The 13,952-nt window shown below is 48.9% G+C and carries 11 protein-coding genes and 1 tRNA gene; 7 read left to right on the top strand and 5 right to left on the bottom strand.

The annotated features are described in order from the left end of the window. Together pgk and BGX16_RS00115 are read left to right on the top strand one after the other, a co-directional pair. Positions 1-1,257, top strand: a complete 1,257-nt coding sequence (gene pgk / locus BGX16_RS00120) for a phosphoglycerate kinase (RefSeq protein WP_100424243.1) — start codon at positions 1-3, stop codon at positions 1,255-1,257. A 151-nt stretch (positions 1,258-1,408) separates the two neighbouring features. Continuing rightward, positions 1,409-1,482: transfer RNA gene (locus BGX16_RS00115), tRNA-Pro, on the top strand. A gap of 158 nt (positions 1,483-1,640) precedes the next feature. Here the strand turns inward: BGX16_RS00115 and BGX16_RS00110 are convergent. Then, positions 1,641-2,192, bottom strand: coding sequence for a deoxycytidylate deaminase (locus BGX16_RS00110; protein ID WP_100424242.1), 552 nt, complete (start codon positions 2,190-2,192; stop codon positions 1,641-1,643). Between the two features lie 87 nt (positions 2,193-2,279). Continuing rightward, the gene (locus BGX16_RS00105) at positions 2,280-4,280 is read right to left on the bottom strand and encodes an OmpA family protein (RefSeq protein WP_198514821.1); all 2,001 of its coding nucleotides are present in this window, start codon (positions 4,278-4,280) and stop codon (positions 2,280-2,282) included. 207 nt (positions 4,281-4,487) lie between these two features. Here BGX16_RS00105 and BGX16_RS00100 point away from each other — a divergent pair, with 207 nt between their 5' ends. Next, positions 4,488-4,766: a hypothetical protein gene (locus BGX16_RS00100; protein WP_100424240.1), complete on the top strand. Its 279-nt coding sequence runs from the start codon at positions 4,488-4,490 to the stop codon at positions 4,764-4,766. 66 nt (positions 4,767-4,832) lie between these two features. Here the strand turns inward: BGX16_RS00100 and BGX16_RS00095 are convergent, their stop codons facing one another. From BGX16_RS00095 to BGX16_RS00085, 3 genes are read right to left on the bottom strand one after another with little or no spacing between them, the layout of a single operon-like run. Then, complete coding sequence (locus BGX16_RS00095) at positions 4,833-5,060, bottom strand: IS3 family transposase (protein ID WP_277352377.1); 228 nt, start codon at positions 5,058-5,060, stop codon at positions 4,833-4,835. Positions 5,061-5,114: 54 nt separating this feature from the next. Further along, the gene (locus BGX16_RS00090; RefSeq protein ID WP_241899569.1) at positions 5,115-5,627 is read right to left on the bottom strand and encodes an IS3 family transposase; all 513 of its coding nucleotides are present in this window, start codon (positions 5,625-5,627) and stop codon (positions 5,115-5,117) included. 26 nt (positions 5,628-5,653) lie between these two features. Beyond that, positions 5,654-6,181 carry a helix-turn-helix domain-containing protein gene (locus BGX16_RS00085; protein WP_100424741.1) on the bottom strand — a complete coding sequence of 176 codons (528 nt, stop codon included), beginning with the start codon at positions 6,179-6,181 and terminating at the stop codon, positions 5,654-5,656. A 688-nt stretch (positions 6,182-6,869) separates the two neighbouring features. Here BGX16_RS00085 and BGX16_RS00075 point away from each other — a divergent pair. Genes BGX16_RS00075 through BGX16_RS00060 form a run of 4 tightly spaced genes read left to right on the top strand, consistent with a single transcriptional unit; the run spans position 6,870 to position 13,947 of the window. Beyond that, positions 6,870-8,420: a Cas10/Cmr2 second palm domain-containing protein gene (locus BGX16_RS00075; protein WP_100424235.1), complete on the top strand. Its 1,551-nt coding sequence runs from the start codon at positions 6,870-6,872 to the stop codon at positions 8,418-8,420. Next, positions 8,420-10,417 carry an RAMP superfamily CRISPR-associated protein gene (locus tag BGX16_RS00070; RefSeq protein ID WP_100424234.1) on the top strand — a complete coding sequence of 666 codons (1,998 nt, stop codon included), beginning with the start codon at positions 8,420-8,422 and terminating at the stop codon, positions 10,415-10,417. Before BGX16_RS00075 ends, BGX16_RS00070 begins: the two co-directional genes overlap by 1 nt. 3 nt (positions 10,418-10,420) lie before the next feature. Beyond that, positions 10,421-11,683, top strand: coding sequence for an RAMP superfamily CRISPR-associated protein (locus tag BGX16_RS00065; protein ID WP_100424233.1), 1,263 nt, complete (start codon positions 10,421-10,423; stop codon positions 11,681-11,683). A 2-nt stretch (positions 11,684-11,685) separates the two neighbouring features. Beyond that, positions 11,686-13,947, top strand: a complete 2,262-nt coding sequence (locus BGX16_RS00060) for a hypothetical protein (RefSeq protein ID WP_100424232.1) — start codon at positions 11,686-11,688, stop codon at positions 13,945-13,947. The last annotated feature ends 5 nt before the right edge of the window (positions 13,948-13,952 follow it).

The raw sequence follows: 13,952 nt of genomic DNA, 5'->3' as shown, positions 1-13,952 counted from the left end.
ATGGCCAAACTTTCCATTGAAGATCTTGAACTCGCTGGCAAGCGCGTTTTCATTCGCGTTGACTTCAACGTTCCGCAGGACAAGGTGACTGGTGAAATCACCAACACGAAGCGTATCGAAGCCGCTCTCCCGACCATCCAGTATGCTCTCGACAAGGGTGCTGCTGTGATTCTCGCTTCCCACCTCGGACGTCCGAACGGCAAGGTGAACGCTAAGTTCTCGCTCGCTCCGGTCGCAAAGAAGCTCGAAGAACTCATCAAGAAGCCGGTGAAGTTCTTGAACGATTGCTGCGGTGCAGAAGTCGAAGCAGAATGTGCCAAGGCTCAGCCGGGTGAAATCATCCTTCTCGAAAACCTCCGCTTCCACATCGAAGAAGAAGGCAAGGCAAAGGTCAAGAACGAAGACGGCACCGAAACCAAGATCAAGGCTGATCCGGCTGCAGTCGAAGCTTTCCGCGCTTCTCTCTCCAAGCTCGCAGACGTGTATGTGAACGACGCATTCGGCACCGCTCACCGTGCACACTCCTCCATGGTTGGTGTGAACCTTCCGCAGAAGGCTGCCGGCTTCCTCATGAACAAGGAACTCAAGGCTTTCGACAAGGTTTTGAACAATCCTCCGCGTCCGTTCCTCGCTATTCTCGGTGGTTCCAAGGTTGCTGACAAGATTCTCCTCATCAACAACCTCCTCGACAAGGCTGACGAAATCATCATCGGCGGCGGCATGGCTTTCACCTTCAAGAAGGTGATTGACGGTATCGAAATCGGCAACTCCCTCTTCGACGAAGAAGGAGCAAAGCTCGTTCCGGAACTCCTCGAAAAGGCTAAGAAGGCTGGCAAGAAGATTATTCTTCCGGTCGACTACGTTGCTGCTGAAAAGTTCGACGCCGCTGCCGCTAACAAGGTTGTGACCGATGCCGAAGGCATTCCGGCAGGCTGGATGGGTCTCGATGTGGGTCCGAAGTCTACGGAAATTTTCTGCGACGCGATCAAGTCCGCTAAGACGATCGTCTGGAACGGTCCGGCTGGCGTGTTCGAATTCGATGCATTCGCAAAGGCTACGAAGGCGATGGCTGACGCTATTGTCGAAGCGACTGCAGCTGGCGCAATCACCGTGATCGGTGGTGGCGATACGGCTACGGCTGCTAAGAAGTTCGGTGCAGATAAGAAGGTGACCCACACCTCTACCGGTGGTGGCGCTTCTCTCGAACTCCTCGAAGGCAAGGTCCTTCCGGGTGTTGCATTCCTCACCGACAAGTAATTTTCAAATCTTTTGAAAAGAGAAGGGCGTCGCATGCGATGCCCTTTTTGTATGCTTCAAGACTGCGCCTTTCGCAATGACACTGGCGAAGAGTCTTTGAGAAAAAACTTTACGCAAGGGACGAGTTTTTATTATATTTGTTGCACACCGACGGGGTGTAGCTCAGTCTGGTAGAGCGTCTGCTTTGGGAGCAGAATGTCGTCAGTTCGAATCTGGCTACCCCGAGAAAAAGGACTTCGCAAAGCGAAGTCCTTTTTTGCTGTCATAGCGAGATGCAGTAGGTGGCGATTAGATAAGTTCTCCTCGGAGAGGATAACTCGACTACTGCAACAAGTTGCAGAGTCTTGTAAAGCTTCGATCGCAAAGACACGGGGTTCGGCAGCTCACTGAACCTTAGAAATGACGGGGCGCATGCGCTTGCCGCAGATCGTGACGATGATGCCTGCTTGAGCGAACATGTAGTAGGCTGTGTCGCGGCTGTTGTTGAGCGTGGACTTGGGGTCGTAATCGTCCTTGGTGACGAAAACTTCCGAGACGCCGGACAGGGAAACTTCGAGAGCGCAACGTTCGCAGGGGAAGCCGATAACGTAGAGCTTGGAACCTGGGGGAACCTTTCCGCGGGCGTAATGCAGCGCATTGATTTCGGCGTGGACCATGAACGGGTACTTGTTCGCTTCGAACTCGTGGTGCGAAATGAGGGCGCCTGAGTCGGCGTCTAAAAGATCGTAGGCAAGCTTTTGCTTTTCACGGGTGTACGGGATGGTGGCGTCGTCAAAGCTTGCCGGGGCACCGTTATAGCCCGTGCTGAGAACGCGACCATCGCCCGATACGAGCACGGCGCCCATCTGCGTGTTGGCGTCTTTCGACAGGCGCGCCTGGGCGAGCATCATTTGTGTGTAAACATCATCTCTCAACTTTCGACGTTCTTCGTTCATAAATTCCTCGTAGGATTTTCTCTCAAAATATATACAACAAAAGCCCCACGGGATGGGGCTTTTGCAAATTCTACAGAACGAGACGGATTAGTGAAACGGGATGAGTTCCACGCGGCGATTCGCTTCGCGGCCAGCCTTCGTCTTGTTGTCAGCGACCGGGTGGGATGAACCGTAGCCAGCAGCACGGACGCGGTCTGTAGCGACACCCTTCTTGATGATGTAGTCGGCAACGGTCTTAGCGCGGCGTTCAGAAAGATTCTGGTTGTAGGATTCTTTACCGCTGTTATCGGTGTGACCCTGAACTTCGATCTTAGCCTGTTCGTACTTATTCATCAGTCCGACGATATCGTCCAAGGTTCCGTAGCTCTTCTTGGTGAGGATTGCGGAGTTGAGCTTGAACTGAATGCCCTTGCGGAGCTTGCTCAAGTCTTCCTTTTTGCGAATCGGGCAGCCGACTTCGTTCACTTCCACGCCCTGGAGCGTGTTCGGGCACTGATCAATTGCGTCGATCACACCGTCCAAGTCACTATCGAGAGTGCAGCCGACGGAATCCACCTTGGTACCTACCGGAGTATTAGGGCACTTGTCCTTATAGTCCTGAACACCGTCCTTATCGGAGTCGACCGGACAACCGGTGCTGTCTACAAGGGCTCCTGCTGGATTGTTTGGACATTGGTCAAGGCCGTCTACAACGCCGTCCTTATCGCTATCGATCGGGCAACCGGTGCTGTCGACGATGGCTCTTGCCGGCGTATTCGGGCATTTATCCTGAGCGTCTGCGACGTTATCCTTATCGCTGTCAGAGATTGCGGCGCAGATAGCTGCGGTGTCAATCGGAGCAGGCTTGGCGGTGTCTGCGGCAGGCTTTGCTGTATCAGCAGCTGCGGTATCCTTCTTGACCGGACAGCCGATGCTATCGACTTCGGTACCAGCCGGAGTGCCCTTGCACTGGTCGAGGTAGTCCGGGATTTTGTCGCCGTCTTCATCGAGCGGGCAGCCCTTTTCGTCAACTTTCACGCCTTCCGGAGTGTGAGCGCACTGGTCCTTGTTGTCTTCGACGCCATCACCATCTTGATCCTTGGCGCCCTTAAACGGATTGCCCTTCCAGGTAAGGAGTGCGGACATGCCGTACATCGGAGCCCCGACGGCGTACTTGGTACTTTTGCCGTTGTCACGTTTTTCAACAACAACATATTTATTCTTAAGCTTTTCTTCTGGAATCAAAGCTGTTACACCCAGATCGAAGCCCAAGGCGAGATCCACCCCCTGAGCGAGGTGGAAACGCACACCCGGAGTAATCCACATCGGGTCGCGGAGCGGGTCGCGAGAGTGGACTTCGGTTGTTTTTTCAATGCGCATTTCGCCCCAGTATTCGAGGAACAGGTCTGCGGCCTTGATGGCGGTAAAGTTCAAGCCCGTGCCGTAGAGCATTGTGTTAGAACCTTCACCAATTGTTCCAACGTAACCGATGTTGTTATTCCAACGCAATGGAATGCCCATCTTGTTGAAATCCAAAGTCAAGAGCAGGCTCGCTTCCAAAGCCCAGTCGTCTGCAGAGTAAGCGTTGGTTCCGCCATAAGGGTTTGCGTACCAAGCGTGACGGGGACGCATGCCGGAAATGTCATCACCGGTAGGAATATACATCTGGCCGAGAAAAGCGACATTCACGATGTCGGTGGTATCAAACACCGGCAGACGCACTTTTAACCAGGTCTGCAAGTCGCCGATACCCCAGCCGTACAAATCGCCATCGTTATCCGGATATACGTCATCATAGTGAACCGGGAGTACGATGCCGAAGTCCAACCAGTCCAAAATACCGATGGCGGCGTGGACGTTAAAGGACATGGATGGAATCAAGTTTCCAACGACTGTTTGCTCACCGTCAGTTGTGTAGGTGTAATTGTAGGCGGAGGCCTTGGAATCGACAACGCCCTGTGCACCGATTCCGGCAGAAATCGTGCCCTGGCCTAAAGTTTTAGCACTTTGCTGGTGCAAACCATCGGCGCCACCTTCCAATCCGGTTTCCGCAAATGCCATTCCACATGAAAGGGCAAGCGTTGCGGCCAAAAGTTTTTTATTCATCATTCTCATCCTCTTTGGTAGAGATTTATACACTTCGCAAAACTAAAAATCCCTTACGTGATTGTCTGTATAAAAGTCCGTAAAATATAAGTTTTGGAGGGCGTTTTGTGAATTATACTACAGTTTTACGTCAAATAATCCCAAAATGAACTTTTTTTTTCTAAATTGGGCGCTGAAAATTTATATACACATCTTCTTCCGAGGTAAAAAATGGCTGAGAACGAACAGAAAGAAACCACCGAAATTAAGACCGCAACCGCCGCTGAAAGCAAGAAACCCGCTGCAAGAAAGCCTCGTCGTCGTCCGGCTGGAAAGTTTAACCAGGCTCCGAAGAAAGCGGCACCGTTCTCCGATTCCCTCGCTGACCGTTTTGGTGACGCTCTCGCCAACAAGCTCAAGCGTGGCATTGAAGAAGACATCAAGCGCAAGATCAAGGCTGCTCAGGCAGACCCGAAGGTGCAGAAGGCCAGCGAAAAGTTCGCGAAGTAATTCTCGGTTAGGATTATGAAAAAGACCCGCACTTGAACTGAACCCAAAAAGTTGGACAGTTTAAAGTTAGGATAAAACAGCGTTATGAGTCCGGTATTGTACCGGACTCATTCCGTTTAGGCGCAGCTTTATCCGGTCGTTGTTGTAGTATTCGATATACTTCCTCAGCTCCTGTTTGAAGTGGTCCATGTTTCTGAACGTGTTCGGGTAGAGAAGCTCTGACTTCATTATTCCAAAGAAGTTCTCCATCATGGCATTGTCCAGGCAGTTGCCCTTACGGCTCATGCTCTGGATGATTTTATGATCTTTCAGCGATTTCTGGTAAATCGCATGCTGGTAGTGCCACCCCTAATCCGAGTGCAGAACCAGTCGCTTCCAGGTACGCTTCTTCGCATATGCCCTGTCCAGCATGTCCATTACCATCTTCAGGTCCGGATGGTCCGAGATTGCGTAGCTGACTATCTCGCCGTTATACATGTCGAGTATCGGCGACAGGTAGCACTTGTCCATGCCGATGTTTATCTGAGTCACGTCGGTAGTCCATTTCCTGTTGGGGGCCTTTGTGTTGAAGTTCCGCTTGAGCCTGTTCGGGGCGGTCTTGCCGACCTCGCCCTTGTACGAGCGGTACTTGCAGCGCCTGCGCACGTTCTTCAGGCCTTCTTCCTTCATGAGCCGATAGACCGTCTTGTGGTTTATGGCATAGCCCTCGTTCCGGAGCTGGGCCACGATGCGGCGGTAGCCATAGCGGCCCTTGTTCTGGGCGTGTATGGCCTTGATTCGCTTGCGCACGACGGCGTAGCGGTCGGGGCCATCCTTGAGGTTGTAGTAGTACGTGGAGCGGGACAGCCCGCTAGCCTTCAGGAGATGTCTCAGGGCGTACTCGGCGCTCAGTTCGCGGACGACTTGGGCCCTATACCGAACATCTCGGCACTTTCTTCCTGGTCTAGGGCCTTTAATTTTTTTAGGTAGGCGTTCTCCGCTTTTAGATACTCATTTTCTTCCCTGAGGCGTTCAATCTCGCTCATTCCCGTTGTCCATTTCGGCTTGGCCTTGTTCATCTTGGGTGGTCTCCCTCTCGGCTTGGTAGCTAGCAGTTCTTCGTATCCGCCATGACGGTATTTCCGCAGCCAGGAACTCAGGCTGGTAAAACTTATGCTGTACTTGGCGATAACTTCCGCATAAGATAGAGATTTCTTGACGACCGCGTCGATGACAGTCCTCCTCAAGGCAGGAGTTGACCGAACATTCGTTTTCCTTTCAGTCTGCCAACAGCCGGTCTGTCGGTAAAGCCGGATATGGCGCTTAATTTCGGACAGTTCCAGACCTGTCAACCTTGAGATTGACGGAGAGTCGTAACCATCCTTGTGAAGTTCATAGGCCTTGGCCCATTCTTCTTTTGTGTGTTTCTGGTACATGAAAACCCCGAAAGTTGTGTCCAACTTTCGGGGTTCACATCAACTGCGGGTCTTTTTTGTATGTATTCAAAACCGCCGGCTAGGCTGGTGGGGTCACTGTTTTTGTTATGTTCATATTTCCTGTTGATTTTTTTTGTTTAACATTTTGTATATTACTAAATGTTAAATGGATACGCCGAGTTGACAAGGTACGACTCTATCGCAAAATCGCCGCACACAAAGGGGAGTGGGGAATGGTTAAAGCCTTCTTCAATTTTAATGTTTCGAATGGTGTCGATGACAAAATCCATGCCGTAATCATCGATGAATGTGTAGATGGAAAATTTGATATTCTTCTGAACCTCGTCAATGGGTGGATTCTGCCGGACCCCACAGAAAGGACAGTCTGCATTGTGTTTACGAGAAATTTAGGCAGTTCAGTCTCAATTTGGCATTTGTCGCAAACGAATGTGAAAGTTTCAGATTTTGCCATAGGGTATTCTTTTTAAGCAAATATACTCTTGGCAGTAAGTTCTCTACAGATTGAAATTTTCAGGGTTTCAGAAAGTGGAACTTTTTGGGTTCAATGTTCATTTGTGTGAATATCCCAGGTTGGAATAACGTGGAGCTCTGAAAAAAATAAGGTGTTTGTATACATTTCTGTATTTTTAGTATATGTTTTTGAATGTAAATTAAAAAAGGAAATGGTATGTACCTTTGTTACGATATCCGAGGAATTCAGTCCTTCATTTTCAGGATTCCCAAACTGAAATATATCATTGGCGGAAGCGCTCTGATCGACCAGTTTGATAGAGTGACGATCCCGTCGCTGAAATGTGCGGGCTGTGAATTGTTGTATGCCGGTGGCGGCAAGGGCACATTTACCTGCGATGGCGATGCGGTGAGCGATAGCTTGAAAAAGATGATTATGGAAGAAGCTCACAAGATTGGGCTGGACATCCGATTTGGGCTAGATGAAGATTATCTGGAGGCAAGCCGTAACGCCACGGAGGTCTATCCGTTTATTCCTGAATCCTTGGAGGGGCAGCCCTGCCCGACGAGCGGCCTTTATCCGGTAACGAATGGCGATACGCATTGGGTTGTGAAAAAACGACTGTATAAGCGCGGAGAAAAGACTTTCCGCTGGTACGAAAACGACTTACTCAAGAGCATGCAATGGCCGGCGAATTTGGAACGCTACAAGGACGGCCAGTTTTTCCATAATGTAAGTGCTCTTGCTGAGAATGGTGCCAACGACGAGGATGGTCGCAAGGGCGCGAAGGCTTTGGGGAACAGGAATCGTTGGGCGGTCATTTGCATGGATGGCAATGACATGGGGTCACAATTGCGCAAGAAATCGGAATCGCTCAAGGGCGAAGCTCCCGAAAAAATGACAGCATTGTTGCGGACTATGAGTCAGGCGATTGACTGTTGCTCCCGCGAAGCGACCAAGGCCGGTATTCTTGCTGTAATTGATGCATGGTCAGGAACAAAGGACGATGACGGTTCGCTGGTGGGCGAGGATGTCGTTCTGCCGATTCGCCCAATTATTGTTGGTGGCGACGATATTTCGGTGATTTGCCATGTGTCGTATGCGATGCTTTTTGTAAAGACCGTTATTGCGAAGTTTAACGAATTTTCAAAGAAAACGCCTGAGGCTTGGCCTGCGACAGGTGGCGAAATTACGATCTCGGCGGGAGTCCTGTTCTGCCCGGTCTCGCTCCCGTTGCATACGGCGATTGACTTTGCCGAATCGCTTTTGGCGAGTGCGAAAAGTCGAGGCAGAAAGACGACTGTTGATGGAAAACCGGCCGAACCTTGCCTTGACTGGGAATTTGTAACAGACTCCGTTATTGATAGTCCTGCTGCAAGGCGTCAGCGCGAACTGATGTTCCATGACAAGGATTTGAATATGACGATTAAGCTGACTCAAAGGCCCTATACCCTGAAGGATTATGAAACCGTTGTGGAGCCGCTGGTGAGCAGGTATGCTGCTAAGTCGGAAGGCGATGCCGCTGGAATTGCTCGTTCTCAGTTGCATAAGGTGCTGCCAGCAATGCGCAAGGGCTTTTATGACCGTCTGGCGTTTGTCGCGTCCATTGCAAAGAGGCATAACCTGGCGCAGGACCTTGCCGAATCGGGTTATGAACTGGGCGGGCGGTCGTGCTGGAAAGACGAGGGCGACACCCGTTCGACACCGGTGATTGACGCCATTCAGCTGTGCGAAGAAAATGTGCGAATGAAAAAGGAGACTGCATAATGCTGAATTTAAGTTATACGATTCGGTTGGTTTCTGATGCGGAAACTTCAAGTGGACTTGGCTCCGATTTGATAGATGGTCTCGTTGCAAGAAATGTCGACGGAAATCCCGTGATTCCGGCTTCGCACATAAAGGGACTGATGCGTCAAGTCGTGAAAGATTTGCCCGGGTTCGTTTCTGATGACAAGAAGAAAAAAATTCTGGACGCATTTGGTGTGCCGGGGGCCCTGCGCGAAAACGGTGCGCTCTTCTCGGTGACCGATGCGTGCGTGGACGGCGAAGCTGCCACTAGGCTGATATCGCGAACCGCGATAGACGAGAACGGCGTGGCGAAGGATTCTTCGCTGCGTACCAACGAGGCTATTTCGGCGGGTAGCAAGTTCAGCGGGCATGTCCATCTGAATGTGGATTCGAAATTCGTCGATTTGCTTGTTCGTTATTCTCTGCTTTCCGTGTTCGAAGTGGGCGGCTCACGCAATCGTGGGGCGGGAGCCTGTGTAGTTTCGATTGCGGACGAAAAGAGAACTCCGGGAATGGTCCTTCGTGAACTACTCGCACTGAACGATTTTGCTGTTCAAGAATCGTCTTCATCGGAATGCTGCACGGTCGGTAACGACGAAACGGTTTTTGTCAAGCTGTCCTTTGTTGCCGATTCGTCTATTTGCGTACCGGAACTTCCCATTGTAGGTAACAACACGATTGTTTCTGGTTTTGCGATTCCCGCAAGCGCGGTACAGGGTTGTATTTTGACCAAGATCAATTCGCTGAATCCGGCTGTAGCGACGGCCGCGTTTGAATCTGAAAATTTTAGGACGTGGCCGATGCTTCCTATTCCGAATGTTCCTGGATTTGATGGTTGCTATTCTGTATGGGCGTCTGCCTCGCACAAGATAAGTAAGCTCGCCAATGCGAACGATACCTACAATTTCTGTGACGAGATGATAGAACCTTTTCAATGGGAAAAGTGTCCCAAGAATGCACCGATTAAATCGGCAGATGGCGTGTTGATTGCTTGTGGAACGGACAAGGTCACTCTTTGGCGTTCGGGCGATATGGCCCGCCATTTGTCGGCCCATGGTGTTGTAAACGGTGGCGCCTCTGATGACGAAAGGGCTTTTTACACGATAGAATCCTTAGCCGAAAAGCGTTTTGTCGGTTTTGCCGCGATGCCCGAAAAAGCGTTCCGCTTGCTTGAAAATGTGCTTGGCAACGAAAAGAATCCTGGAACGGATCCTGTTGTGTCCATAGGCAAGGCAAGAACGGTTCGTGGAACAGGTAAGCTCTTTGTTGAAAAAGTTGACTCCTTGCCAGTTGAATTGCCGAGGACCAGTAAGGATAACAAGATAGTCCCTGCATTTATCGTGCAGTCTCCTATTCTTGTGGATTCTGACATTACCGCAGAATCTGCTGATGAAATTTTGAAAACTATGGTGGAACGTGCCGGTTGGGGCGAGGTTGAAAAGGCTTCTGCTTCTATTCGTATCCTTTTCGGTTGGAACCGTCATAAAAACGGTCTGCAAAAGGCTGAAAGGGTGATTGCTCCGGGTTCCGTGTTTAGCCTAAGGCAAATTCCTGACAACCTGTGTGAAAAATTTTTGAAGGGAATCGGTGGCGGCAAGGAACGCGGCTTTGGTGCTGTTCTTCCGCACCCCAGTATTGCGAAGAGCCGTTACATTCCGAATCCGGAAAAGAAAACGGTTGCATCAGCGAATGATGCTGCTAAGGAAGGCTGGCTCTTGTGGAAAACATCGCAGCGAAGCGGCAATCCGCTGAGTGCAAGCCAGATTTCGCAATTGATTTGCCGAATTGCGGCAGACAAAACTGCTGATAAAGTCGAGGTAAAAGCGTATTTCGACAAGCAGTTGCATCGACCTGATAACATTTGGGACCGTTGGAAGTTTGTGATGGAAGATATTGAAACGCTTCTGGAAAAGGATTCGGCCTATGTCAAGGCAGCTTTGAATGTTTGGCATGATCTCAGAGTCGCGGAGGAATAGAATATGGGCAAGTATTATAGGATTTCTGGTGTCGTTAAATTTCCCGAGGGCCTTGCGGCTGGTGAAAGTCGTGGGGCAAATGCGATAGAGATTGCTCGTAATGGTGAGGGCTTGCCGGTACTTCGCGGAACCTCGCTTGCAGGCGTATTGCGTAATGGTTTACGAGAAGCAGGTGTGCCTGATAAATCAATTTGTTTCTGGTTTGGCGACAAACTTGAAGGCAAGAATGATTTTAAGGTTTCGCAGATTGTTGTGGCGGATGTGGTTCTCAATGCGGGAGAACAGACTCCGGAAACAAGAATGCACAATCAGGTGGATCGCAAGACAGGCTCGGTTGCTGATACTGCTTTGTTTGGTGTTGAAATGTTGCCACCACAGACGAAAGGTCAGTTGCTGATATATGTAATTCCCCGAGATGAACAACCTGCTGAAAATATTTTGCGTGCGTTGGAAGGTGTCTTTGCGACAACACTGCTGTTAGGCGGTAACCGTAATCGTGGTATTGGCCGTATGGATGCAAGCGATGTTAAATGTTATGCGTTTGATTGTTCCACGGTAGATGGCTTTGCCAAGTGGCAGGATGTCCGCTATGCAGACCGAAGTGGTTTGGAACCAAATCTTTCTGGATGCGCTCCTGTTTCTTTTGGCGCCGAATCAACGCAGTTCGTAAAGAACTATAAAGTAATGTTCAAAATCCCTCGTGGTGAAGACATTTCTGTGGGCTATGGTAAAAACCTGGATGGCGATACCTGTGCTCCGCAATATGTCTACGAAGCCAACGGCACAAAGAAATGGCGAATTCCGGGTTCGTCCTTTAGGGGTGTAATCCGTTCGTGGATGACCCGCCTTGCTGTAAAAGATGGTGCCGGTGAAGAACCGATTCTGGATTTGTTCGGTACACTAAAAAAACGTGGACGAATTCACTTCACTGATGCTTACTGCTTGTCCAATCCGAAGGAAAATTGCGAGCAAAGTCGCGCACACGTTGCGGTTGACCGTTTCTCGGGTGGCACAGTGCAGGGGGCATTGTTTTTTAGTAAGGTGCTAGTCGGAAATTGTGCTTTTGAAATGAATGTTTCAGTGGTTGCTCCGAATGCTAAGGAACTTGAATGGCTCAAAAAAACGCTACTTGCAATCCATTTGGGCATTATCTCTATCGGCAGTAGCAAGGCAAGTGGCTTGCTTGAAATTGAAAACTGGGATGAACTGAAAAATAAAATCGAGTCTGATATTGCAGAACTCGGTGTGCAAAAGGCGGAGGTGTAATTATGCGTGATTTATCAAAGCTGAACATGAACAAGATAATGAATCGTGCTGGAAAAAATGCCGAAACATCTAAAGCTAATAATCCGCCTAGAGATAGAAATGAACGTCGTTCTCAGTATGATCGCTTAGGAGGTTTTCGGAATAATGACCAACGTGGTTCGGGCTGGAATGCTCGCCCGCAAGAACGTCGCCCTCGAGAGGAAAAATTTAAGCAAACAGATGAGTCTGTAAGGACTTATGGTAGTGAGTTTTATAATCCATACACATTTATCCCATTCCCGGATAAATCTCCAGAGCGCCATAATCCTTCGTTTTTGACGGTGGATGAAAACACGACCGAAAAGCGTTATACGGGTGTTTTGAACCTGACTGTTGAAACTGCTTCGCCACTTCTTTCAATGGATTCCGAAAACAAGAAAGAAGAAGGAAAACACTTTAAGTATAAGGCGTTAAAGATAGGTAATGATGTCGTTGTCCCTGCAACTTCTGTTCGCGGTAGTCTGCGGACGTTGATGACCATTCTGAGTGGTGGAACGCTTGGCTATATGGACAAGGATATGTGGCTATGCCAGAGACGAGACTTGTCGATGAATGTTTTGGGCAAAAATGGCGCCAAGAAAACGGAACTTGCTGAAGTGGTGGAATCGGGAGATTCTTCTCACGATGGAAAAATCCAGCGTGGAATAACGAAAATGGTTTCACTGGGGGCTCTGAGTGAGTTGTTTCGGGATAACAATTTGGAAATAGATGATTTCAGACCTCAAAAAGATAAAGAGGTCAAGTATTTGTATGTTAATGAAGATTTGACCAAATTGGCGCAGAAAAGGTCTTCGGAAACTCCGTGGAAATTGAAATTAAGTGGTCCACGTGTTGCGGCGAACTTGACAAAGGTGAAAAATGCTGAGGGCGAACCTTTATTTCCCAAGGTGAATGGTGACGCTTTGCGAAAATTGGCGATGCAAGCTGGTATTAACTTGAATGATAGGAATAATAGAGAAATTTGGATTGATTCGCCGATGAATATCACTTCTGTCAGTAAGCAGTGTGATAGAAAGCATTCTCGATATTATGTTGAATGTAATTGGTACAAAAATCGTTTTGATTTGAAAACAAGAGGAATGGAAGCCATGTTCCTCAAAAACGATTCCGATCCCGAAACTGTTGTTGCTAAAAAGTGGGGGGATTATCTAGGGCAGAATCGCAATGGGGTTCACCCAAATCTGTTTGGTGGTGACTTGGTGTGGCTTGAGCTAGGTGACGATGCTTCGGCGAAATCACTTCAGTGGGCTCGTTGGGGTCGAGGTGGTGATTCAAGTCATAGAATGGATTCTATTTTACCGAAGTATTTGTGGCCGGATTCAATGAACTCTGACAATAAAGTTGATATGGTTACGGACGTGTTCGGCATGGTTAGTGAAAATAAGGATGGCATTTCGTTTGCGTCACGGGTGCGTTGCCATAATCTTGTATTTGAAGGGGCTGCTGTGGGTGGCCTCGATGAAGCTATTCAACTGGCTCCGTTAGCACAGCCTCATCCTGGATGCATTGCGTTTTATAGAACGGAAAAAGGGCTGAATGGTTACAAAGTTTATCGAAATGCTGCTGATGGAGAACAACCTTGGCTCTACGATATTCAGGGCGTTTTTGACGAACAATGCAAACGTATGAAACCATTTGGTGAACAGTCTATTGTCAAGACTGTTGATTTGCTGAAGTCTGGACAAAAGGGACGATTGAAAATAAGTTTCCGTGCTTTGTCTGAAAAAGAATTGTCGTTGCTAGTGACTGCATGCAAGGTTGATTGGAAATTGGGCGGTGGAAAACCGCTTGGTTTAGGACACTGCAAGGTGACTCAGATGGATGCCTTCGATGAAAATGGTGATTCAATTGATTTGAATGCTATCGCTCCGATAGAAACGATTACAGGACGTGTTGAATGGTATAAAAAGTCACAGGAACCTGTGACGATGATGCGGTATCCTCGTGCAATAAAGGTCAGTAGCAGAAATTCTGTTCAGCGTAGTGGACTTCAATGGTTTATGAATCATACGCAAGCAGGACGATGGTATCAGAAATTGCCTGATATTACTGCAGATAATCAGCTGTTGTATTGCTACGATTTAGAAAGTGATGGGGATGAAGATCCTCCACATCCGTCTGATTTGACAGGGCGTGTTTTTGACAATCATGGCCCCAATACCAGTTCAAATGCTGAAAGTCTAAAACGAGCAAAAGAACTTCGTAAGGATAAATACAGTTATTAACACCA

Source organism: Hallerella succinigenes, assembly GCF_002797675.1.
Taxonomy (GTDB): domain Bacteria; phylum Fibrobacterota; class Fibrobacteria; order Fibrobacterales; family Fibrobacteraceae; genus Hallerella; species Hallerella succinigenes.
Note: the sequence above shows the minus strand (reverse complement) of the source record. Positions and strands in the feature narration are given on the sequence as shown.

Bases quoted from the DNA above. Each gene is read 5' to 3' on its own strand.
- BGX16_RS00105 (WP_198514821.1), bottom strand. From the start codon at position 4,280: ATGATGAATAAAAAACTTTTGGCCGCAACGCTTGCCCTTTCATGTGGA.
- BGX16_RS00110 (WP_100424242.1), bottom strand. From the start codon at position 2,192: ATGAACGAAGAACGTCGAAAGTTGAGAGATGATGTTTACACACAAATG.
- BGX16_RS00065 (WP_100424233.1), top strand. From the start codon at position 10,421: ATGGGCAAGTATTATAGGATTTCTGGTGTCGTTAAATTTCCCGAGGGC.
- BGX16_RS00075 (WP_100424235.1), top strand. From the start codon at position 6,870: ATGTACCTTTGTTACGATATCCGAGGAATTCAGTCCTTCATTTTCAGG.
- BGX16_RS00060 (WP_100424232.1), top strand. From the start codon at position 11,686: ATGCGTGATTTATCAAAGCTGAACATGAACAAGATAATGAATCGTGCT.
- BGX16_RS00100 (WP_100424240.1), top strand. From the start codon at position 4,488: ATGGCTGAGAACGAACAGAAAGAAACCACCGAAATTAAGACCGCAACC.
- BGX16_RS00070 (WP_100424234.1), top strand. From the start codon at position 8,420: ATGCTGAATTTAAGTTATACGATTCGGTTGGTTTCTGATGCGGAAACT.
- pgk (WP_100424243.1), top strand. From the start codon at position 1: ATGGCCAAACTTTCCATTGAAGATCTTGAACTCGCTGGCAAGCGCGTT.
- BGX16_RS00085 (WP_100424741.1), bottom strand. From the start codon at position 6,181: ATGTACCAGAAACACACAAAAGAAGAATGGGCCAAGGCCTATGAACTT.